Consider the following 22,707-nt stretch of genomic DNA (forward strand, 5'->3'; position numbering starts at 1 on the left):
CCTCCGCGTGATTTGTAGTGTACTGAATATCTCTGCAACTCTAGAATACAAAAAAATCGCCCGAGGCGAACGGATTTCATTCCGTTTTGTGCCTTGAGCGAAGCGAAAGGAATGGGCATAACTATGAATTTCAACTATTATGATACATTCATCACGGTAGCGCCGGACTGTCCGGCGGAGACCGGAACGGTACCTCCGGACAAAAAAGCCGGGAAAACGAAGCCCGGTATCGAATATGAGCTGGCTTCGTCTCAGCCGTACGGTTATACAATGGAAGAACTTATGTACGAAGCATACGTCCGGCACAAGGGCATTACCCGGGAAGAGCTGTCCGAGAGCGGAACCCGGATCCGGGACGAGTTTTACTCGACGCCGAAAGCTTGCCTGCGCGCTTCGATGCTTCCCAAAAAGTACGGCTGGGGCATCCACTTCAACGGGGAGGGCAAACTGGCGCTCGTGCCGATGGAATCCCCGGAGTACCGGAAGTTTGCCGAAGGTGCAGGAGGGGACGTGAAGGTACTCGCCGCTATGAGGAACAGTAAGAAATAGCGGTTGGCTGCGGATGCCGGGGCGGGCCGAATGACCTTGGGGTGTATAGTTTGACGACCGGTTTTCGTTTCATTCAATAGCAGTCTAACTTCATAACGGAAAGGTCGGAGCCTGTTGAACGTATCCGGAAAGCCGGTCGGCAAAGCGAGCGATGTGGAGATCGTCAAGTTAGAAGAAATGTACATGGTCGGATTCCCCGTTAATGTATCGTTTAAGCACGGAGATTTTAGTAAAATCGGCAAAACGAAGCAGCTGTTCATGGAGCGTAAGGGCGAGATCCGGCATGTGGTCGATCCGGACGTCTATTGGGCGCCCTGGTATGACAGCGAAGTGATGTTCACGTACTTCTATTGTCTTCAGGTCAGCGAGCTGTCGGACATCCCCGAGGGGATGATGGGGTTTGCGATTCCGGAGGCGACTTACGCATCGGTGTATTATGAAGGTCCTCTTCCGTGGGGACCGGACCCGTACGGGATGCTGGCTGAATACCGGAAGACGAATGGACTCGCTCCCAGGACAAGAGGGATGATTTTGGAGAAGTACCGCTTCGATGACGATTGCAAACCGGATGAATCGATAGCGATCCGGGTCTTGGGTCCGATTCAAGACTAGTGCAGCGGGTAAGTACGCTCACGGCCGTCTCTCGATCAGCCTGATTCATCTGTGCAGGAAGCCACCTCCGGCCAAAGAGCCGGGTGTGGTTTTTGTTTTTTTCGTTCGCCTCAGACGTTTCCGTGGTCAGGTTTCCCGCGATGAGCGGAATATAAAGGTATATCGTTTTTTTGGCAGTGAAGGAAGGTGAACCGTTTGGACGATCGCATACTGGAGAAGCTCGCCCGTCATCCGGAGAAAGGGCTGGAGCTGCTGATGAACCGCTATATGGGACTCGTGTACACGATCGTCTCCGATAAGCTGACGTCCGTCTGCGACAAGGAAGATATCGAGGAATGCGTCAGCGAAATCTTTTTTGAGCTGTATCAGGCCCGAGACACGATCGACACGCAGAAAAGCTCGCTCAAATCGTTCGTCGCGCTGGTCGCCAAGCGTAAAGCGATTAACCGCTACAACAAGATCCTAAACAGAAGGCAGAGGCTCGTTAATCTGGAGGACGGCGGCTTGGCCGAAATGGACGAAGCGTCGGAGAGCCCGGCCGATCAGGTTGCTGGCAAGGAAACGAGGGAAGCGCTCATTGAGAGCATTCAAGCGTTGGGCGAGCCTGACTGTGAAATTATGGTCCGCAAATATTATTTGGGACAAAGCTCGAAGGACATCGCCGCGGCGCTTCGTCTAAAGGCCAATACGGTTGACAAAAAAGTATCGAGAGGGCTGGCCAAGCTGAAGTCGCTGCTGGAGGGGGTGCTGTAAATGGAGGACAAACTGAAAGCCTTGCTGGACCGGCTGGATGCCGATGAAACCGGCAAGCTGCTGGACGACGACCTGTCCGTTCCCGTCGACCGGAAAATCGCCGCACGAATTAAGGCAAATGTATACGAAAAAGCCGGCTTCCGTCCGGTGCGGGCCAGACGGCAGCGAAAGCGACTGACGGCAGCCGCCGCCCTGCTTTTCCTGCTGGCCGTGCTCGCTTCGATGAATTTGGATTCGGTGACCGCGACGATCGGCAAAATATTCGGCTACGTCCCCGGTTACGGCATCATCGAGCCGGAAGGAGGAATCAAGTACGGAATGCAAACACCGGGCGTAACGGCCGAGAATGAGGTCTACCGGCTCACACTGAATGAAGCTATAGCTTCCGGGAATAAGATCTCGGTACTCTTCACATTGGAACGGAAGCAGTTTACACAGCCGGATAACGGCCCTGCGGCCGAGGAGAAAGAGCGGCTGCTGAGAGAGAGATCCCAACGGCACGAGGTAACGCTGCAAGCAGGAGAAGCGGCATATAACATCAGCCATCGGGGTTGGGGCACTGGCGGTAAGTTCGACATTGTATACGGAGACTTTATTTTGCCGGAAAGCGAGATAAAGCCCGGCACGGAGTACCGGCTTCATTATGCGTATTCCGGATTGACCATTGCCTTTACGCTCCAGTCGTATGAACGGTTTCATTCTTTGGAGCAGATCGGGCCGACTGTGGTTCACGGCCCGTTATCGGTCACGGCGGTATCGTCCTGGTCGGACGACAAGCTTACCGTTAACCTGTACCCGTACTCTACAGGGGGCTATAAGCTCAGCTCGTTTACCAAAGACCCGTATAACGACAAGCTGCAAGGCGATCTCCATCTAATCACGGATCAGGGCCCCAAGCCGTATATTCAGGACCGGTCGCCCTATGTAGGGGTCCGCAAGCAGTTTCAGTTCGACAGGAAGGATGACGGCGAAAGCAATCCGGTGCTGCATATTCCGCATGTGACGCTTGAAAGCAAGGAAGCGGCGGCCGTAACGTTAAAAATCCCGGATATGGGAGAACGGCGGACGGTGAACAAGGCTTTGTCTTTTAAAGATGCCGACGTCACAGTGCTGGATACGGAAAAAGTCATGCATACGGATGGGAATAGCGGAACCGTATATGAAGCGTTAAAAATCCGAATGTCTTTCCAGAACAAAAGCGACGCCTTCAAGCTCAATTGGGTATATCTGGATGTGGACAGCACGGGCGACTTCGGATGGGAATTCGATGAAAACGGCGACGCTACGACTTATTATTTGGCACTCACCGGATACGACAAGAGCAGTATAAAGCTGACGATTCGAAATCCGAAATACAGGATAACGGAAGGCTTTCGGATCGCGCTGCAAGATTGATAGAGTACAAATGGGCCGTCTTCCCTTGTATAAGCCCGCTCCAAACTGTCGTCATCACATATACTGATACATGCTAATCTCTCATTATGACCGGTCGGAGATTAGCAAATCAGATAGGGACGGCAGGTGAGAAGCAGTCATGTCTTTTAACAACGTGATTGTCAACGGCGGATTTGAAACCGGGTTAATGAGCCCCTGGTCTTCAGTGAACGCCGCCATCACGAACGTAGAGAGCCATAGCGGTCAATATAGCACCCGTATACTCGGCGGTGCAGCATTCGGGTATATAGCGCAGCTTGTACCGATATCGGCGGGAGAGAAATACATGTTGAAGGCATCGTTCGCCAATGACGGAGCCGGATCTAACGCCCTGATATCCATTCAAGTATCCTTCTACGACGCAATGAACAATCTGCTTGGGTGGGGAGTTGTCGAAAATATTTATCCCGGCCGGCTGCCGAACGGGGCCGCTTCACAGTGGCTGACCTACTACACCGTGTCCACAGAAGCTCCCCCGAACGCAACTCAGGCGCTGGTGTATATAGACAAGGCGTCCATGGCCGGGTCGGCCGCTTTCCTGATCGATGATGTCCAGCTGCTGCAAGCGGAGGGAGAGACCGGTGCTACCGGAGCGACAGGCGAAACAGGAGCTACGGGCGAAACCGGGGCCACGGGCGAAACCGGAGCCACAGGCGAAACGGGAGCTACGGGCGAAACGGGAGCCACAGGCGAAACGGGAGCTACGGGCGAAACCGGGGCCACGGGCGAAACCGGAGCCACAGGCGAAACGGGAGCTACGGGCGAAACCGGGGCCACGGGCGAAACCGGAGCCACAGGCGAAACGGGAGCTACGGGCGAAACGGGAGCTACAGGCGAGACCGGAGCTACGGGTGAAACGGGAGCTACAGGCGAGACCGGAGCTACGGGTGAAACGGGAGCTACAGGCGAGACCGGAGCTACGGGCGAAACGGGAGCTACAGGCGAAACGGGAGCTACGGGTGAAACGGGAGCTACAGGCGAGACCGGAGCTACGGGCGAAACGGGAGCTACAGGCGAGACCGGAGCGCCGGGCGAAACGGGAGCTACAGGCGAGACCGGAGCTACGGGTGAAACGGGAGCTACAGGCGAGACCGGAGCTACGGGTGAAACGGGAGCTACAGGCGAGACCGGAGCTACGGGTGAAACGGGAGCTACAGGCGAGACCGGAGCTACGGGCGAGACCGGAGCTACGGGCGAAACGGGAGCCACAGGCGAGACCGGAGCGACAGGGGAAACCGGAGCCACAGGCGAGACTGGTGCCACAGGCGAAACGGGAGCCACGGGCGAGACGGGAGCGACAGGTGAAACCGGGGCCACGGGTGAAACGGGAGCTACGGGCGAAACGGGAGCGACAGGCGAAACCGGGGCTACAGGCGAGACCGGGGCCACAGGCGAGACCGGAGCTACGGGTGAAACGGGAGCTACAGGCGAGACCGGGGCTACGGGTGAAACGGGAGCTACAGGCGAGACTGGAGCTACAGGTGAAACCGGGGCCACAGGCGAGACCGGAGCTACGGGCGAAACGGGAGCGACAGGCGAAACCGGGGCCACAGGCGAGACCGGAGCTACGGGCGAAACGGGAGCCACGGGCGAAACGGGAGCGACAGGCGAAACGGGAGCTACGGGCGAAACCGGTGCCACAGGCGAAACGGGAGCTACGGGTGAAACGGGAGCGACAGGCGAAACCGGGGCCACAGGCGAGACCGGAGCTACGGGTGAAACGGGAGCCACAGGCGAGACCGGAGCCACAGGAGCAACCGGCCCATCGGGAGGCCCTCCAGGTCCAACTGGTCCTACAGGCGAGACCGGAGTTACGGGAGCTACGGGCGAGACCGGACCCACAGGTGAAACGGGAGCTACAGGTGAGACCGGAGCCACAGGAGCGACCGGCCCATCGGGAGGCCCTCCAGGCCCAACTGGCCCTACTGGCGCGACCGGAGCAACAGGCGAAACGGGAGCCACGGGTGAGACTGGGGCCACAGGCGAGACCGGACCCACAGGTGAAACGGGGGCGACCGGAGCCACAGGACTTACCGGCGCGACCGGAGCTACTGGAACGACCGGGGAAACGGGTACGTTCGGACCTCCGTTTGACGTATACGTCAGCGCAGGAGCCGTAGGAGGAGACGGTACGATCACTAATCCTTACGGCACGATTCAAGAAGGAGTTACGGCTGTTGCAGTTAACGGCACAGTTCACATCTTGGCGGGAACCTATAACCTGACCGCTCAAATTGTCGTAAATAAACAAGGGGTAACGATCAAAGGACATCCGGGGAACTTGTTGTTTCTTCAAGCGCCGCTGATTCCTTTAATGGTCGTCGGGAACAATATCACGATTGAAGGACTGACGATGACCAGTGATATAGCGTATACAGCTGAATTTATCCAAATCGGCGGAAGCAATAACCGCGTTCAGGGCAATGTCATTTTCGGCCCGGACCAAGCTCCGCTTCCGATGGCTGACTGGGTAGTTAACCGTGCGATCGTTTCCCAAGTCAACTCCGACAATTTGCTGGTCCGCGACAATATTTTCTATTCGATGCGATCCGGTATGTATATTAATCCGGGGACGACCGGCCACATGGTCGGCAACGTGATCTATTATACAAAGGGAGGTTTCCTGGTTGACGGAGCTTCTGTCGTCATCTCTGAGAACTCCTGGGGAATGCCGGTAAATGAAGTCGATATATCCTTGTTCGCAAATGTCCCGACCGGGGCTCCGTATGATCCGCTGAGCAATTTGTCAACCTATAACAACGGCGCGTTCATCGAGGACAACCGGCCTTAAGCTTTCGGAAGAACCTTTCCTGCCCGCCAAGCGGGCTGTGCAAAGGTTCTTTTTTTGTTCGCCGAAAGCAAGCGGCATAAAGAAAAGCAACGACCGGAGACTGTACGTCCCGGCCGTTGCTTTTACAAGCGGGTACGGCATAGAAACAATGTTTGCATGCCGATATTTGTTTGCTTATCTTCTGAATTTTTGCAGAAGGTCTAATATTTCTTTCTCGTTTACTTTCAATGCGGCCAGTTGCTCTTGAAGCATCGTTCCCGCTTGATCGTGGAGGGAGCTGATGCCTTTCAAAGCGTTTGCGATCGCCTGCTCATCCAGATTAAAGGAAGCTACCTTGGATTGAAGTCGGCTCAACGCCTGCCCGATCGAGGAATCTTCAGGTCCGTTCCATTGCAGCGAACCGATCTGATCCTGCACCTGTTTCAGCAATTCCTGAATATAGGTCACGTTCTGCTCGTCGTCGATCGAGTCCAGCTTCGCCTGAACTTCGCCGAGCCGCTGCATGACCGGAAGCATCGTTTGCTCGTTGACTCCTATTTTGGCCAAAACCTTCTTCAGTTCTTCTTGCAGTTTGCTCATGTGAATCCCTCCCTTCTCGCAACTATACTATGTGGCAGGTGAATGAGAGGATTGGACGAGTGAATGGTATACGTGCATTATTTTTTTTACATTTTACGTTGAACTGGATTAAGGCTGATTTCTTGACCGGGCAAGGATAGATGCCAGTTTCGGTTTCATTGCTTGGACCATACTATATGGCTAGTGGCGGGAGTTAAGAGAGGGTGCTGGTAGAGAGGGCGGGCATTCTAGGAGAGGAAATGAAATTAAACAATCAGAGGGTGGCGGCGCATGGGCAATCAGGCAGTACTGGCAACGCAATGGAAATCCCCAAGCTTCTGGAGCAACAAAAAGGTTTTTGTAACGGGCCATACCGGTTTTAAAGGATCGTGGCTCTGCATCTGGCTGCACTCTCTAGGGGCTTCCGTCACCGGATATGCGCTGCAACCTCCTACCGACCCCAGTCTGTATAAGCTGTGTCAATTGGACGAATGGGTAACCTCTCACACGGCGGATATTCGAAACCCGGAGCAGCTGGCGGCGGCTCTCGAAGAAGCAGCTCCGGACATTGTCATTCATATGGCCGCTCAGCCGCTCGTCAGACGCTCCTATGAACAGCCGGCGGAGACGTACGAAGTGAACATGATGGGAACGGTCAACCTGCTGGAAGCGGTGCGAGGGGCGGTTCAGAAAGGCGCACCGATCCGGGCCGTGCTGAATGTAACGACGGATAAGTGCTACCGGAACCGGGAATGGGCTTGGGGATACCGGGAAACGGACCAACTCGGCGGAAGCGATCCGTACTCCAGCAGCAAGGCTTGCTCGGAGCTGATCACTTCAGGCTACCGCGAAGCGTTTTTCCCTCCGGGCGCGTACGACCGTCATCGGGTTGCCGTCGCTACAGCCAGGGCGGGCAATGTCATCGGCGGCGGGGACTGGGCGAAGGACCGCCTCCTTCCGGACTGTACGCGGGCCTTGCTCCGGGGAGAGCGGATCAAGCTCCGTTATCCGCAGGCGGTCCGGCCCTGGCAGCATGTACTGGAGCCGGTCAGCGGTTATCTGATGCTCGCAAGGAAGTTGTTTGAGCAAGGTCCCGCCTTTGCCGAGGAATGGAACTTCGGGCCGGATGAACGCGACGTGCTCCCGGTGGCGGACGTCGTCCGGAAGATGTGCGATTTATGGGGCAGCAGCAGCGCCTATGAGGCGGAAGAGGGGGAGCATCCCCACGAGTCGCGGCTGTTGATGCTCGACTGTTCCAAAGCGAAACGGAGGCTGGGCTGGCATCCTGTCTGGAACCTGGATACGGCGCTGGCGAAAACCGCCGAATGGGTGAAAGCCTACGAGCGGCAAAGCGACATGAGAGCGGTCTGCCTGCAGCAGATCCAAGATTACGGGAAAGAAGGCTAGGGACATGTTGATCCGGCCTTGCGCTTTATCAGGGGTATATGAGATTACGGGAACGCCCCACCACGATCATCGGGGACATTTCACCCGGCTGTACGACCGGCAGCTATGGAGCGATTACGGCTTGGACCGGACTTGGGTTCAGGAGAACCGTTCCTACTCCAGCCGGAAAGGAACGATCCGGGGGCTGCATTTTCAGCGGCCGCCTTGTGCGGAGACGAAAGTTGTCCGGGTAAGCCGGGGAGCGATTCTCGATGTGTTCGTGGATATGCGGCGAGATTCGCCTACATTCGGACAATGGGGCTCGATCGAGCTGACGGAAGACAACCACAAGATGATTTATATTCCGAGAGGGTTCGCTCACGGTTTTTGCACGTTGACGGATCATTGCGAGGTCACTTACAAGGTGGATAACCGCTACACTCCTTCTTACGAGGGAGGCATTGTGTGGAACGACGAGACGCTTCGGATCGACTGGCCCGTATCCGCGCCGATTCTCTCGGACCGGGATGCCCGGCTGCCGGCGTGGAAGGAGCTCATGGGAACGAGTGCGAACGACGAGACGAAAGGGAGATCGGGATGAAACCGCTGGTAAGCATATTGATTCCTACCTACAACCGTCCCCGTTATTTTGAGCTGGCTTTGAAGAGCGCCTTACAGCAAACGTACCCCAACATTGAGATAGTTGTCTGCGACAACAGCGATAATAACGAGACCGAGCTCATCGTAAAACGGTATCAGGCGGAGCCGAACGGATCGAAGATTCTGTATGTGCGCAATACCAAAAATATCGGTCCGATCGCCAATCAGCAGCAATGCCTGCGGCTCGCCTCCGGGGAATACGTCAACTATTTGATGGATGACGATTTGTTTCACCCGGATAAGATCGCGAAGATGCTTCCGTATTTTCTCAATAACCGGGGAGTTACGCTTGTGACTTCCCAGCGCCGGGTCATCGATAAGGACGGCAAGCCGCTGTACGTCCCGCCGATGTGGACGTTCCGGAAGCTGTACCAGACCGATACGGTCGTTGACGGGAAAGTGCTAAACCGGCTCATGATGCGGGATCAAACAAACTACATCGGAGAACCGACGACGGCCATGTTCCGCAAGAAGGATCTGACCGAGCCGTTCGGCGTCCTAATGGGACGGCAGGTCTACTATGCGGTCGATCTGGCTGCTTGGGTGGCGCTGCTGGATAAAGGGAAAGGCGTCTACATGTCCAAACCGCTGAGCTATTTACGCTATCATCCGAAGCAGCTGTCGCAGCACAAGATGGCGAAGGAAGTCGCCAAGCTCGATCAGGAGACGTTTTTCCGGTATGCCAAGGCGAGAGGATATATCTCGGAGAAGGAATACGACAAATACATGAAAAAAATATCGATTCCCAAAGGCCTCAGAGAGAAGGTTGAGGATTACTTGAAGAAAGGACGCTAGAGCGATGAAAGAACTATTGCAACGGTATAAGTATGCGTCCGCCGATCAGCTTCCGTCTTATTGCATCCCGATCACCGTAAACGGCAAAACGTGCGGACGCCTGCGTCCGATCACGCCGGATACGCTGCACAGCGAGGAGGAAATCCGGCTGCTGACCGAATGGCGGAGCGCCTCCGGCGAATGGTTCACGACGCAATTCCCGGTGACGGAGCATGGAACGCGCCAATGGCTCGAGCAGCAGGTGCTGCAGGCGGACGACCGGATTTTATTTTTCGTGGATGATGAGGATTGGAATCCGATCGCCCAGGTGGGCTTCCTTCACTACGATGAGGTCAAGAAGCAGTGCGAATTCGATAATTTGCTGCGGGGCCGGAAAGGGCGATTCGGCAATATTATGATCTACGCCCTGCTGGCCCTGGGGGAATGGAGCATCCGGGTGCTCGATCTGCAGACCGGCTACCTGAACGTGCTTGCCGACAACGCGCGTGCGATCGCGATCTACAAGAAGCTCGGCTTCCAGGAAGAGAAAAGAACGCCTCTGGTGAAACAGGTGGAAGGCGACGTTACGCGGTGGGTGGCCGCAGAGGACGACGATGCCGGGGGCGAAGCGCAGCGGTATCTCGTTACCATGAAGGTGCGGACGGAAGGGTTCTATGATACCTTGAAGCATATTTTTTGACACGGGGAGTGACCGCTAGTGAATATCAGGCTGTTTAAGCCTTCCGTCGGCAGGGAGGAGCTCCAAAGCTTGGAAGCCAGCTTCACCGCTGCCTGGCTCGGATTGGGGCCCCGTGTCAGCGAGTTTGAGCGAAAGTGGAGCAGCTATGTCGGGTGCAGGGAGTCCGTCGGCGTCAATTCCTGTACGGCGGCTCTCCATCTGGCTTTATCCGCTTACCGGTTTCCGAAAGGGAAAAAGGTGCTCGTGCCCGAGCTAACCTTCGCGGCTACCGCCATGGCGGCTTTATACAACGGTCTGGAACCGGTGTTCGTCGATATCGACGAGCGTACGTTATGCATCAGCCTGGAGGATCTGGACCGGAAGTACGATAAAGATTGCGTCGCGGTGATGGCGGTTCATTTTGCGGGGCACCCGGCAGAGATGGACCGGCTCGTCGCTTGGGCGAAGACGCGCGGGGTGAAGGTGATCGAGGATTCCGCGCATTCCGCCGGAGGGAAGTATAAAGGGAAGACGCTCGGAACCTGGGGCGACATCGGCTGCTACAGCTTTGAGGAGAAAAAATGCATGACGACCGGCGACGGAGGGATGATCTCCTCGGACGATGCCGAACTGCTCCAGCCGCTGCGCCATTCGCGCTGGGTGGGTATCAACAAAGATACGTGGGAGCGGTACGAGGCGAATCAGCTGAACAACCGCGATGCGAACAGCTGGTATTATGAAATATCCGATATCGGGTACAAATACAATATGAACGATATGATGGCCTCGATCGGCCTCGCTCAGCTGGAGAAGCTGGAGGGGATGAACCGCAGAAGGGAATCGATCATCAAGCAGTACACGGCGGGGCTGAAAGGGTGCGGCAAGGTTCGCGAGGCGCTTCCTTACCATCCCGAGCATTCCTCTTATTGGGCTTTCATGGTGCGGGTCCCGGACAGAGAAGCGTTCATTCTTCATATGAAGGAGCACGGCGTCGCGACAGGGGTTCATTATATGCCGCTTACGCTGCATCCGCTCTTCATGAAGTATAAGGGCGAGACGCCTTTGGCTTACGCGATCTGGGGCGAACTCGTCACGCTGCCGCTGTTCCCCGATTTGACCGACGAGGAAGTGGCGTACGTGCTGTCCTGCATTCAGGCGTACGAGGCCAAGTCCGGGTGAGAGGCGAATGCTGGGGAATCGGCAGTAGGATGCAAAAGAACCTTCAGAACCACGCCAGGTGGAACTGAAGGTTCTTTACGTCACCGGAAGGAAAAGAGGAGATGAGGAGATCGGCTCCATCCAAATTGCTCTAGCAGCGGTTAAGTAAAGATCTTCCGGAGTTCCAACCAGAACAGAAGGGCTTGAAGCTCCTTGGCGTCATCGGCAAAATCGGGCAGGCCGGCTCCGGCTTCCGTCACCATCCGGATTTTGGATAGAATTTCTTTTAGATAACGATCGTTCGTTTTCCTATTCCAATCGGGGATTTGTTCGACAAGCTGCTGCTTCAACTGCCGGATTGCCCGGGTATAATCGGCTTGGTCGCCAAGAAGCCCTTTCTCTCTCGCATCGATGGTATGGTCGATCCAGTCGCATAGCCGGGCCATTTGGGAAGGGATGCTTTTGGATAATTGGCTAGGATGTTTGCGGAAGTAGCTGAGCGGCTTCGATAAGAAGACGGCATGTTTGGTCGCCAGCAAGGTGAGCCAGGAGGCGGCGTCGACGTTGTTGTAAGCGGTTTTGCCGCAGAAGGAGCCGAAAGGCTCGCTGAGGTCGGATTTGCGGAATAAGACGGTGGTCGGCTCGCCGATGTAATTGTTCCGGCCAAGCAGCATTTTCTCGCTGAGTGCTTTCCCGTTCACTTTCCGGTCGCGGATAAACTGTTTCCGGAACGCTTCGTCCTTCGGCAAAACTTCGACCTCCCGGCCGGAGTCCTTGATCATCGTCCGGCGCGAGGTGACGAGCGCGATGCTGTTGTCTTTCAGCATGTACGGGAGCATGGCGTCGATTTTGTCCGGGTGCAGCAGATCGTCGTCCATCAGAAAATTGATATACTCGCCGGTGGACAGCTCCAGACATTGCCGCTGGTTGGCGATCGGTCCGATATTCCGGCTGTTTTTTACATATTGGATAGTCCAGGAGCCTTTCGCCTTCGCCTGGAGCTTTCGGACGATCTGTTCGGTCCGGTCGTTGTCGCTGTTGTCCGATACGATGATTTCCGTAGGGGTATAAGTTTGGGAGAGCGCGCTCTTTAACGCCTGCTTCAAATAATCCGGCCGGTTATAGGTGGGGATCAGGATGCTGACGAGCGGCTTCATGGGATTCCCTCCTTGTTGGTTTCGCGTTGTCCGATCCGTCCGTACGTACGGATGATCTTCCTCCGGCCTTGTCTACCACAGCTTCCAAGGCGCGTTTCCCGAATGCCACAGCTGTTCCAGATGGTTTTTGTCCCTCAAGGTGTCCATCGCGTACCAGAACCCCGTATGCTTATAAGCATGCAGCTGGCCGGATCGGGCGAGTTGCTCCAGCGGCTCTTTCTCAAAGATCGTCGCATCTCCTTCGATGGTGTCGAACACGCTCGGCTCCATTACAAAAAAGCCGCCGTTCACCCATCCTCCGTCTCCCCTCGGCTTCTCGTTGAACTGCTGCACCTGGCTGCCGGTTCCGATTGATAAAGACCCGAATCTGCCCGCAGGCTGCACGGCGGTGACGGTGGCCGACTTTCCGTGGGAACGGTGGAAGTTGACCAGCTCGCCAATATTCACATTGGATACGCCGTCCCCGTAAGTAAGCAGAAACGTCTCGTCTCCGACATGCTTCTGAATCCGCTTGACCCGTCCTCCGGTCATCGAGTCGCTGCCCGTATCGACGAGAGTGATGCGCCAAGGCTCATGATTCGAATGGTGATAGCGCAGGTTGTTCTTTTTCGTGAAGTCCAGCGTGACATCGGACTCGTTGAGCAAATAGTTGGCGAAATACTCTTTGATCAGGTTTCCTTTGTAGCCGAGACAGATAATGAACTCGCGGAACCCGTAGTGGGAGTATATTTTCATGATGTGCCATAGGATCGGGCGCTCCCCTATTACAATCATCGGTTTCGGTTTCACTTGCGTTTCTTCGCTGATTCTTGTGCCGAGCCCTCCGGCTAGTATGACGACTTTCATAGGTAAGCTCCTTTCTGGCGGTATTCCGTAGGATCGGAGAATCTGAAAATCAATTACAACATTATATGTAAGTACTCTCGGGTTGACAGGTACAAACTCATATAGCGGCGGCACAAAAGAAGAGTTAGGCGTGGCGGGCAAGGGATGGAGGCGGGGGAGGCGACTGTCGGGGCGGCGGGATCGCAGGATTCGGGCAGGATCGGGCGAGCGGAGGGGAGAATGTAGCTCGGTTTAATGAGAATAAAAACTAACAGTCGTTCGTTAGTCGATGGGAAATGCTATGCTTCGGCAACTATTTGGATTAGTACGCCGTCTAATAGGGTATATCATGAAGGAGTACAGCTAGAAGGCCAGAAGGAGTGAATTTTGATGAAAACTCGATTGCGGTTTCTCGCATTTGCATTATGGGCTTGCATTCTGATGGCGGTGCTCGCCGGCTGTGTGTCCCAGCAAGGGCAAGCTCCCGATCCGGCGGCCGGAACCGGTCCGGACACGCCTGCTGCCTCGGCGGCCGATCCGGCCCCGGGCACGGGCGGCACGGCTAACGGGCCGGATGAGCGGCCGGGCCAGCCGGCTCAGGGGGACACGGGGACACCCGGAACCGCGCCTCCGCGAAGCGACAACGGCGCCGCATCCCCCGCGGTCCGGGCGGATCAGGTTACCGCCGTCCGGCTGGCCGCTCCGAAGTCGGGCTGGACCGGCGGAGAAGGCTGGATCGCCCGAACCGACGACGGCGGCAAGACATGGACGAGTCAGTACAGCGGAGCCGGTACGGTGAGCCAGCTGTTCGCCCTGAACGGCCAGGAAGCATGGGCGGTCGTGACGGACGGGTCAGGCAAAGGGACGAAGCGGACTTTACTGAGCACGACCGACGGCGGGAAACAATGGACCGAGGCCGGGACGGTCCCGAGCGACGGATTCCTCCATTTCGTATCCAAGACGGAAGCCTTCAGCGCCAATGCGGTGACGAAGGACGGAGGGAAAACGTGGAACGAGCTCCATGTTCCCGACCAGACGACGGGAGACGCCTACTTCCACGACGAGCGAAACGGCTGGGCGGTGGCGCAGGTGAAGGATACGATCTCGGTGCTCCGAACGACGGATGGAGGGCAGTCGTGGCAAAGCGTCATGTCGCGCAAAACGGTAGCCCCGCTTAACGGCGCCCTCATCCGTTCCGCCGGAGCGGACGACGCATGGGTGGAGTGTATCGGGGATTCCGGGATGAGCCAGACGTCTTATTCGCTCTTTCATACGGCAGACGGCGGCAAGAGCTGGCAGACGGTGATCGCGAACTCGACGGCGGGAGGCGGGCCGGCGCCCGGATTCCCGATCGATCATTCGAGCGGCCCGGAGAATACGGGAAGCAAGCCGGGCGCCCTGTACGTGGTCGATCCGAAGACCGCTTATATGGGCGGCCAGTGTCCGGCTTGCGACAAACCCAATACGATCGGCTGGACGACGGACGGCGGCAAAACGTGGACGAACGGGGAGACGCAGCTTGAAGGCTACGGGAATCAGCTGCTCGCGATCGCCGACGCAACGCACGGCTGGTGGATCATATCCGACAGCGCAGGGCCGTCCGTGATGTACACGACGGCGGACGGCGGCAAAAGCTGGAGCAAGGTGCATACGTTCCAGGCCCTGTGACAAGCGCATAGCTGACAAAAAAGAACCTCCGGATTCCGCTGGCTGCGGGATTATCCGGAGGTTTTTGGCGTATGGCTGATTCCAGCCCAGGCTGCGATCGGCAGACGTACCGTTCACAACGATTTACAGCCAGTTCACAACGGTTCACAGCTGCTCACAATTCGATCATTCGATCGCATAAGCGGTCCAGCAGCCTGCGCTCGTGGCTGATGACCAGCACGCCGAGCTGCCGCTCGCGGGCAATTCCAATTACGGCGCTCCATATCTGCGCTTGCGTAATCGCATCGAGCATCGTGGTCATCTCGTCGGCGATCAAGTAACGCGTATCCGGCCCGAGCGCGCGGGCGACGCAAAAGCGCTGCAGCTCGCCGCCGGACAATTCGTTCGGATACCGGCTCAGCCATTCCTCGGCGATGCCGAGCGAGGTGCGGAACGCCCGGTCCGGCTCCCAGCCCTCGTTCAGTATGCGGCGCATGTTAAGACGGGGGTTCACGGCTTTCTCCGGATGCTGGAAGACGAGCTGGACCGGATGGTAGCCCGATTCCGGGAGCGCCTGTCCGTCCAGCCGGACCGTTCCTTCGTGCGGCTGCTCGTATCCGGCCAGCATACGCGCCAGCGTGCTTTTGCCGCGCCCGCTCGGACCGGTCAGTCCGACGATCTCCCCTCGTTCCACGGAAATGTCTACATTGCGCAGCACCCAGGGACCGCCGCCGTAGCGGAATCCGAGATGGCGTCCTTCAAGTGGCATGGAAACACCTCGTCTTTCCTTCGCGAAGAACCCGCATCGGAGGTCTCTCCCGGCAGCACTCGGCGGTGGTCAGCGCACAGCGCGGCGCGAACAGGCAGCCGTCCGGCAGCTCGCCCGGCTGCGGCTGGCTTCCGGGAATGGGAAGGAATTCGTTTTGCGGGAGCGCCCGCCACAGCGCCTTGGCGTACGGATGGCGCAGACGCTGCCCGCTGTCTGCGAAATCTTCCGCGGCTGCAATCTCGACCGTCGTCCCGGCGTACAAGACCGCCACGCGGTCGGCGACGCGCAGCGCCGACTCCAGGTCGTGGGAGATGAGCAGCACCGCGGCGCCTTGATCGGCCAGCTCCCGCAGAGTGCTCAGCGTCTCCTGCACGACTGCCGGATCGAGTCCCGGCGTCGGCTCGTCGGCGATGAGCAGCGACGCGCCGCTGATTGTCGCGGTAGAGACGAGCACACGGCGCGCCATGCCGCCGGACAGCTGGTGCGGGTACCGGTTCTCGGCATCCGGCGGAAGCCGGAACCGCTCGAACGACTTGCGCAGCTCGGCCAGCGGATCACCGGTTCTCGCCGAGCTGCGCACTTGAGCGCCGACCTTCATGAGCGGATCGAGGAAGTTGACGGACTGCGGGACGAGCGCAATCTCCCGTCCGCGCAACTGCTCCTGCCGCTGCCCGGTCAGCACGTCCCCGTCGTAGCGGATCGTTCCCGACATCGAAGCGTTGGACGGCAAGATGCCGAGCACGGCGTGCGCCAGCAAGCTTTTGCCGGAGCCGCTCGACCCGATGACCGCTACGATCTCTCCCCGGCCGACCGACAGCTGGACGCCTTGCAGCACCTGGAGCCGGGTCTGCTTGAAGCCGCGCGTATATTGCATGAACGAAACGGACAGGTCGTCCACTTCGAGAATAGGCATACGGTTCCCCCTCCTCTTGGCCGAACCTTTCGGTGCCGGATTTTGTTATGGTCGAACTTTACGGCGGAGCGTCAAGGCGACCGGTCATTCGTGCATCTGCCGGGGATCGAGCAGCAGCCTCAAATTTTCTCCGGCCATATCGAACGCGCGAACGATCAGTAGCAGGCATAAGCCCGGGAAAAAGGCGAGCCACCACATGCCCGTAGACAAGTAGCGCATCGATTCCGATAAAATAATGCCGACGGCCGGCTGGTGCGGAGAAAGCCCGAGCCCGATAAACGTAATCGCCGCCTCGTGCAGAATCGCATGAGGGAATACGAGCAGCAGGCCGGTCAACAGCTGCGGCACGATATGCGGCATCATATGGCGGGTGGCGATCCACCAGCGGGACTTGCCCATCCGGCGGGAGATCAGCACGTATTCCGCCGTGCGGAGCTGCAGCACTTCGGCACGGATGACACGGGCCAAGGTCGGCCAGTGCGTAAGGGCGATCCCGATGACGACGCCTTTCATGCCGCCGCCGAATACGAAGGCAATCAGGATCAGCGTGACCAGGTGCGGAACGCTCAGGAACAAATCGATCAGCCAGCTCACGATCCGGTCGGCCGCTTTGCCCAGGGCGGCGGCCAGTCCCATCAAGGCCGCGATGACAACGCTTGCGGCCGCGGCGGTCATCCCGACGTTGATGCTCAAGGCTAGCCCTTTGATCGTGCGGGTGAACATATCGCGCCCGAGCCAGTCGGTTCCAAATAGATGGGCCGCCGACGGCGCCGAATTACGCAGCTCCAGCCGGGTGGCGAGCGGGTCCGCGCTCATGAGGCCGCCGGCCGCCCAGACAGAGACGACCAGCAGGCCGGCCAGGGCGACGGCGCCTAACGCCCGCTGCCTCCGGTTGAACCGGAAGCGGGACGACCGGGAACCGGCCGCAGCTTCCGCTCCGGGATTTACTTCGTGAATATTCATGCAGGCCGCCTTTCCCGGATTCGCGGATCGATCAGACGATAGAGCAGGTCTGCGATCAGATTGCCTGCGAACACGAACAAGGAGCTGAACAGGACGATGCCGAGCAGGAGCGGGACGTCGCCGCGCAATCCCGCTTCCACCGTCGCCTGTCCCAGACCGGGATAAGAGAACACTTGCTCCGCCAGCACGGCGCCGCCGAACAGCTCGCTGAACGCGGCGAAGTGAAGGGACAAGGCGGGCAGGGCGATATTGCGCAAGCCGTGGCGGCGGAACAGCCGGAACCCGCGCTCGCCTCTGGCCCGGGCGAACAGGATATAGTCGCTGCTCAATACGTCGGACAGCTTCTGCCGCGTATGGAGGGCGATCGGGGCAATCCCGACGATGCTGAGCGTCAGCGCAGGCAGCAGCATATGTTCCAGCCGGTCGCTCCAGGTCACCTGCTCGGCGAGCACCCCCGCCGGCGTCCCGAGTCCGACCGGGAACCAGCCGAGCCAGACGGCAAACACCATCAGGAGCAGCAGGCCCATCCAGAACGTCGGGGTGGAAGCGAGCGTGTAGCAATACCACTTGATCAGCTTGTCCGGCCAGCGGTCCTTGTTCATGGCGGCAATCACGCCGGAGATGAAGCCGAACAGGCCGGCCAGCAGCCAGGAAAGGCTCATCAGCCATAGCGAGCTCATGAACCGCTCGCCGATGACCTCGGCCACCGGCTGCCGGTACATCATCGAAGTGCCGAGGTTGCCCTGCAGCAAGGCGGAAGCCCATCCGGCGAACCGCTCCAGCGGAGGACGGTCGAGCCCCCAATATTCCGCGATCAGCTGCCGCTGCTCCGGACTGACCCGCATCATGTCGGCGCCGACATACGCCTGAATCGGATCGATCGGCGAAGAGCTGACCAGCACGAACGATACGATACTGATTGCGGCCAGCAGCGAGAGAAGACGGATTAGCTTTTGCAGAGTGTACGATAAGGTGCGAACAACCATGGTTCCAGTTTCCTTTCTGCGATACGAAGTTGTTCAAAAAGTCCACTGTTGATCACGAAGCAGATACAGGAAGCCTACTCGACATCGAATATGGAATTCAGCCGGAACTTCCGGTGCTCACAAAAGCTCCCACTACGCTCCGCTCCTCATTTCCTGCCTTCATCCCAGCTTCTCGGTGCTGAAAACCGGAATTTTTGAACTCGCACGATACGAGGCCTTACTTCGTCCATTTCCATTCCTCGATATTGTCGGTTACCGGCCAGCCGTGTCCGTGAGGATGAATGCGCTGCTTGCCGATGCTCAGGTTCTCCTTCACGACATACACGTGATCGATGTTCACGAGCCATGCCCATGGCGCGTCCCCTTGAGCGCTTACGCCGGTTGTGCCGTCCCATTGCGCTTTCTTCCAATATTCCATCGCTTCGGCTTCATTCGTTGCCCGAAGCGCCTTGGTCATCCATTCGTCGACGGCCGGATTGCCGTAGAAGCCGGTATTGTAATACTCGACGCCTTTGTACTTGCTGCTGTACAGGTTGTACATCTCCAGCGGATCGTTGCTGCCCCAGCCCATCAGGATGGCGTTGGCATGCATCAGCTTGCCGATCTCGTCCCAGCTTTTGCCGAGCACGTCGATCCGGATGCCGATCGGCTTGATCATGTCGGCGGCGGCGAGCGCGAGCGATTGGCGGGTTACGTCTCCGGACGGATAGACCAGCGAGAATTGAGCCTTAAGCGTCCCTTTCTCGAGAATGCCGTCTCCGTCGGCATCTTTCCAGCCGGCATCCGCGAGCATCTTCTTCGCCGCCGCGGGGTCGGCGTCTTTTACCGCCGCGCTGGGGTTGTACCAAGGTAGTCCGTCGTTCACCGTATACGCCGGCGTTCCGTAGCCTTCCAGCACTCCTTGGATGAGCGCTTTCCGGTCGATCGCCGTATTGATCGCTTTGCGAACGGCCGGATCGGCGGTGACGTCGTTGCCGACCGGGTAGCCGTCCTTCGTCTTTTCTCCAGATTTCACATACGGGAAGGCGATTCCGCGATTGTCCACCGTACGGACGGCTTCGACCCGCATGCCGTTTACTTGCTGCTTGCTGAAAGCGGCCGGGATGTAGGAAATATCGACTTTGCCCGCCTTGGCGGCGGCGAACGCGGCGTCCTCGCTCAGGAACAGAAACGTCAGCTTTTTGAAAAACGGTTTGTCGCCGTAATAGTCCGGGTTGGCTTCGACGATGGCCTGCTGACCTTTATCCCATTGTACGAGCTTGTATGGTCCGGAGCCGATCGGCTTCGAGGCATAATCTTTGCCATGAGCGTGCTTCGGCACGATGCCCGTCGATACGAGCTGGGTGATAAACGTCGATTGCGGCTCCTTTAACGTAAATATGACGGTATAGTCGTCCCCGGCATCGATGCTTTTGACGTTAGTCAGGTCGATGATCGAGCCGTTCGCCGCTGCTGTCTCGAACGTATATTTCACGTCGGCGGAAGTGACGGGCTTGCCGTCGGAAAATTTGGCGTCTTTGCGCAGCTTGATCGTCCACTGGGTGCCGTCTGATCTTACCTCGTAACCGGTAGCCAGATCGTTTGCAATCTTCATGTCCGAGTCCCGCTTCAGCAGTGTGCTCTGAAATAACGGCGAGCCGTACCGGCCCCAACCGGTCGTCGGGTCGAACCCGGCTTCAGGCTCGGCGCCGACGGCGAGCACAAGCTCGTCCTCCTTGCGGGCGCCGGAATTGTCCCCGGAGAAGCAGCCGGCCAGCACGAGGCAGGCGAGCAGCGCCACGAGGACGGTGTGTACGGATTTTCGTTTCAAGACGGTTCCCCTCCATCAGTCTCTCTATTATCGTAACACGTTTTATCGTCATTGTAACACAAAGGTCGGATGAGAATAAGAGCTTTAACAAAATTTTCTTGCTTCCTTAAAGACGAATTAAAAAAGGAGACCGCCGGGCCAGCTCCTATCGCCGAACAGACAGAATCCTAGTGCTCCTCCTCCTATAGCCAAGTATAAGCTGCGGAAAGACGGGAAATAGAGAGGCTGGTTCGTGCACCAACGTTTCTTTGCAGGAAGCTGGAGGATAGGAGGGATAAGAGCGATGTGCACCCCTTATTGGTCTCAAAATCGAGGTTGAGCGGAAAATAAGAGCGCTTTGCAGCTCCAATATTCCCCCGAATGCCCTGCTGCGGCGCAGAACGGGTGAAATAAAAGGTGCAAACCGCTCTTAATTGTAAAAATGATGGTAGCGACGGTGCCGGATTAATAGGTGCAAACCGCTCTTATCGTTAGGCGGCATTTGCGGGAACTTAAAGCGTTCCCTATTGGCATCCGTACTTCTCTGAAGTCTTTCGAGGTGATCTACCGGACGGTTACGATTCGGATGCGCCTTGGCCGGGAGGATGCTCGCGTGCGCCGGCGGGGGAATGCGTCCCGGAATGATCGCGATTATCAGGGGCATGGTGATCATGGTGGTTATGCTGATGGTGATGATGATGATCGTGATGGTCGTGATCATGATCGTGGTCATGGTCGTGATGGTGGTGGGAGTGACCGCCGTCGCCCGGCTCCTGCCCGTCCACATAAGTAACCGACAGCTCGCAGTACAATACGCCGCGTTGCACCTGAATTTGCGCATGCAGCTCTCTCAGTTTGGCGAGGAGGCCGCGAACGGCAATAATTTCGAGACACTGGTCGCGATTCATATGGATGTGCATGTTCGATATAATTTGCCGGTGAAACCGGTGCTGGAGGTCCATAAGCAGCAGCGGCAGCTCCCGTACGTCATGATCGTACACCATCACGATCGTTCCGGCGACGATCTGCTCGGGCAGCAGACGCCCCGGCTGCAGCAGCGCCTTACGCACCAGATCGCGAATCGCTTCGGAGCGGTTCGTATAACCTTGCTCGGCTGTGTACTGATCGAACTGCTGGATTAATTCGGACGGCATCGAAACGCCGAATCGGACCAATTCATCTTTATCGGCCATAAATTCCTCCAATTAAGCCTGTTTACCCTAAATTGTAGCACAAATGGAGCCGCTTCACGAGAAACCGCCTCGCGGCGCTGCTCGGACGCCGGAGATCCCCGCCTTTTCATCGTGCTGCGTTCGCAGGTTTGGTTGTACGTCAAGGGCTTGCCGTTGTTCAGGAGAAGCATGGTGGAGGGGAGCCAACCAACGCTGCAGGTAGCGGTAGTGGCTTTCGTGGTCACTTACTCTCCGGGGCTTCAAGTCTTCCGTTTTCTTGGCATGGAGAAACATGGCGATGTAATAATCGAGTGGAGGGTGCAAGGTGATCGCAGCGGAAGTAAATCGTTCGCGTGTTGCGGCTGCCGTAGACATATCAATCTCTTCCCTCAAAATGAATGCAAAAAAGCCGCCAGAGTTTGGCGGCAATGACTGATTCATTCAAAGGAAGTATAAAGTCTGGGGGTCCGAGCGGACAAGGCATTTATAGTCAATCCCTAAAAAAGACACGGATACATGATATCTTATAAAAAATCAACATAAGTCTACTTCTTTTTTTGCATAAGTTATATGTTATATATGCGACCGCGGCGCAATACGATCAACAAAGGGGAGAAGCCCTGCATGATTACTCTCAGAAAAATCACTCTGGAAAACCGGCGTGCCATGTTTAAGTTGGAAGTTTCAGAGGAACAACGGCAGTTTGTTGCGTCTAATCTGTCAAGCGTGGCGTCTTGCTATGTTCTTGCAACCAATGGGGGGCATCCATTCCCATTTATCATTTACGCGGATGAGCAGCCGGTTGGTTTTGTTATGCTGACTTATGGAATCACGGGATACGATGAACCGTCAATCGCAGATGGCAACTATTGCATCTTGCGGCTGATGATTGACAAGCAATACCAAAACCGGGGTTACGGTCGGGAAGCAATGAAGAGAATATTAGAATTTATCCGCACCTTTCCGGCAGGGCCAGCACATTACTGCTGGATCCCTTATAAATCGGAAAACATCCCTGCCAAAAATCTTTATGAAAGTTTCGGTTTCCGTGATAACGGTGAAGTGATCAACAACGAATCGATAGCCGTATTGCCACTCTGATTCCTGTCCATTCAACTATTGGAACACAACA

General features: G+C 57.0%; 21 protein-coding genes. 12 read left to right on the top strand and 9 right to left on the bottom strand.

The window, feature by feature from the left end; genetic code table 11:
- The first annotated feature begins 123 nt into the window (after positions 1-123).
- The 5 genes from PV433_RS22915 to PV433_RS22935 all read left to right on the top strand — a co-directional run bounded on the left by PV433_RS22915 (position 124) and on the right by PV433_RS22935 (position 6,139).
- A complete protein-coding gene (locus PV433_RS22915) occupies positions 124-549 on the top strand; it encodes a DUF6157 family protein (protein ID WP_332074362.1) in 426 nt (141 codons plus the stop codon).
- Between the two features lie 114 nt (positions 550-663).
- Positions 664-1,161 carry a GyrI-like domain-containing protein gene (locus PV433_RS22920; protein ID WP_332074363.1) on the top strand — a complete coding sequence of 166 codons (498 nt, stop codon included), beginning with the start codon at positions 664-666 and terminating at the stop codon, positions 1,159-1,161.
- Between the two features lie 195 nt (positions 1,162-1,356).
- Positions 1,357-1,914 carry a sigma-70 family RNA polymerase sigma factor gene (locus PV433_RS22925; RefSeq protein ID WP_332074364.1) on the top strand — a complete coding sequence of 186 codons (558 nt, stop codon included), beginning with the start codon at positions 1,357-1,359 and terminating at the stop codon, positions 1,912-1,914.
- Complete coding sequence (locus PV433_RS22930; protein WP_332074365.1) at positions 1,915-3,309, top strand: DUF4179 domain-containing protein; 1,395 nt, start codon at positions 1,915-1,917, stop codon at positions 3,307-3,309.
- Between the two features lie 139 nt (positions 3,310-3,448).
- Positions 3,449-6,139 carry an NTTRR-F1 domain gene (locus tag PV433_RS22935; protein WP_332074366.1) on the top strand — a complete coding sequence of 897 codons (2,691 nt, stop codon included), beginning with the start codon at positions 3,449-3,451 and terminating at the stop codon, positions 6,137-6,139.
- Between the two features lie 174 nt (positions 6,140-6,313).
- Here the strand turns inward: PV433_RS22935 and PV433_RS22940 are convergent, their stop codons facing one another.
- Positions 6,314-6,718 carry a hypothetical protein gene (locus tag PV433_RS22940; RefSeq protein WP_332074367.1) on the bottom strand — a complete coding sequence of 135 codons (405 nt, stop codon included), beginning with the start codon at positions 6,716-6,718 and terminating at the stop codon, positions 6,314-6,316.
- A 270-nt stretch (positions 6,719-6,988) separates the two neighbouring features.
- Between PV433_RS22940 and rfbG the strand changes: the two genes are divergently transcribed.
- Genes rfbG through PV433_RS22965 form a run of 5 tightly spaced genes read left to right on the top strand, consistent with a single transcriptional unit; the run spans position 6,989 to position 11,375 of the window.
- A complete protein-coding gene (gene rfbG / locus PV433_RS22945; protein WP_332074368.1) occupies positions 6,989-8,104 on the top strand; it encodes a CDP-glucose 4,6-dehydratase in 1,116 nt (371 codons plus the stop codon).
- 4 nt (positions 8,105-8,108) lie between these two features.
- Entirely contained in the window at positions 8,109-8,684 is a 576-nt protein-coding gene (gene rfbC, locus PV433_RS22950) for a dTDP-4-dehydrorhamnose 3,5-epimerase (RefSeq protein ID WP_332074369.1), read from the top strand.
- Positions 8,681-9,538 (top strand): glycosyltransferase, encoded by an 858-nt coding sequence (locus PV433_RS22955; RefSeq protein ID WP_332074370.1) that lies wholly within the window; start codon positions 8,681-8,683, stop codon positions 9,536-9,538. The genes rfbC and PV433_RS22955 overlap by 4 nt, the downstream gene beginning before the upstream one ends.
- 4 nt (positions 9,539-9,542) lie before the next feature.
- Positions 9,543-10,217 carry a GNAT family N-acetyltransferase gene (locus PV433_RS22960; RefSeq protein WP_332074371.1) on the top strand — a complete coding sequence of 225 codons (675 nt, stop codon included), beginning with the start codon at positions 9,543-9,545 and terminating at the stop codon, positions 10,215-10,217.
- Positions 10,218-10,235: 18 nt separating this feature from the next.
- Positions 10,236-11,375, top strand: coding sequence for a DegT/DnrJ/EryC1/StrS family aminotransferase (locus PV433_RS22965; protein WP_332074372.1), 1,140 nt, complete (start codon positions 10,236-10,238; stop codon positions 11,373-11,375).
- 140 nt (positions 11,376-11,515) lie between these two features.
- Here the strand turns inward: PV433_RS22965 and PV433_RS22970 are convergent, their stop codons facing one another.
- Together PV433_RS22970 and rfbF are read right to left on the bottom strand one after the other, a co-directional pair.
- Entirely contained in the window at positions 11,516-12,511 is a 996-nt protein-coding gene (locus PV433_RS22970) for a glycosyltransferase family 2 protein (protein ID WP_332074373.1), read from the bottom strand.
- 72 nt (positions 12,512-12,583) lie between these two features.
- Complete coding sequence (gene rfbF / locus PV433_RS22975; RefSeq protein ID WP_332074374.1) at positions 12,584-13,357, bottom strand: glucose-1-phosphate cytidylyltransferase; 774 nt, start codon at positions 13,355-13,357, stop codon at positions 12,584-12,586.
- A gap of 369 nt (positions 13,358-13,726) precedes the next feature.
- Here rfbF and PV433_RS22980 point away from each other — a divergent pair, with 369 nt between their 5' ends.
- Positions 13,727-15,004: a WD40/YVTN/BNR-like repeat-containing protein gene (locus tag PV433_RS22980; protein WP_332074375.1), complete on the top strand. Its 1,278-nt coding sequence runs from the start codon at positions 13,727-13,729 to the stop codon at positions 15,002-15,004.
- A 154-nt stretch (positions 15,005-15,158) separates the two neighbouring features.
- On the opposite strand, the gene PV433_RS22985 is transcribed toward PV433_RS22980, so the two are convergent.
- From PV433_RS22985 to nikR, 6 genes are all read right to left on the bottom strand, one after another.
- Complete coding sequence (locus PV433_RS22985; protein ID WP_332074376.1) at positions 15,159-15,752, bottom strand: ABC transporter ATP-binding protein; 594 nt, start codon at positions 15,750-15,752, stop codon at positions 15,159-15,161.
- The gene (locus PV433_RS22990) at positions 15,742-16,665 is read right to left on the bottom strand and encodes an ABC transporter ATP-binding protein (RefSeq protein WP_332074377.1); all 924 of its coding nucleotides are present in this window, start codon (positions 16,663-16,665) and stop codon (positions 15,742-15,744) included. The genes PV433_RS22985 and PV433_RS22990 overlap by 11 nt, the downstream gene beginning before the upstream one ends.
- Positions 16,666-16,749: 84 nt before the next feature.
- On the bottom strand, positions 16,750-17,628 hold the full coding sequence (locus tag PV433_RS22995) for an ABC transporter permease (RefSeq protein WP_332074378.1): 879 nt from the start codon (positions 17,626-17,628) through the stop codon (positions 16,750-16,752).
- Positions 17,625-18,614: an ABC transporter permease gene (locus PV433_RS23000; RefSeq protein WP_332074380.1), complete on the bottom strand. Its 990-nt coding sequence runs from the start codon at positions 18,612-18,614 to the stop codon at positions 17,625-17,627. The genes PV433_RS22995 and PV433_RS23000 overlap by 4 nt, the downstream gene beginning before the upstream one ends.
- A gap of 217 nt (positions 18,615-18,831) precedes the next feature.
- Positions 18,832-20,424, bottom strand: coding sequence for an ABC transporter substrate-binding protein (locus tag PV433_RS23005; RefSeq protein ID WP_332074382.1), 1,593 nt, complete (start codon positions 20,422-20,424; stop codon positions 18,832-18,834).
- A 554-nt stretch (positions 20,425-20,978) separates the two neighbouring features.
- Positions 20,979-21,596 carry a nickel-responsive transcriptional regulator NikR gene (nikR, locus tag PV433_RS23010; RefSeq protein WP_332074383.1) on the bottom strand — a complete coding sequence of 206 codons (618 nt, stop codon included), beginning with the start codon at positions 21,594-21,596 and terminating at the stop codon, positions 20,979-20,981.
- 603 nt (positions 21,597-22,199) lie between these two features.
- Between nikR and PV433_RS23015 the strand changes: the two genes are divergently transcribed.
- Positions 22,200-22,676: a GNAT family N-acetyltransferase gene (locus tag PV433_RS23015; RefSeq protein WP_332074384.1), complete on the top strand. Its 477-nt coding sequence runs from the start codon at positions 22,200-22,202 to the stop codon at positions 22,674-22,676.
- Positions 22,677-22,707 lie beyond the last annotated feature (31 nt).

Origin of the sequence: Paenibacillus sp. GYB004, from assembly GCF_036577605.1 — a bacterium.
GTDB classification, from domain to species: Bacteria; Bacillota; Bacilli; order Paenibacillales; family NBRC-103111; genus Paenibacillus_AB; species Paenibacillus_AB oceani.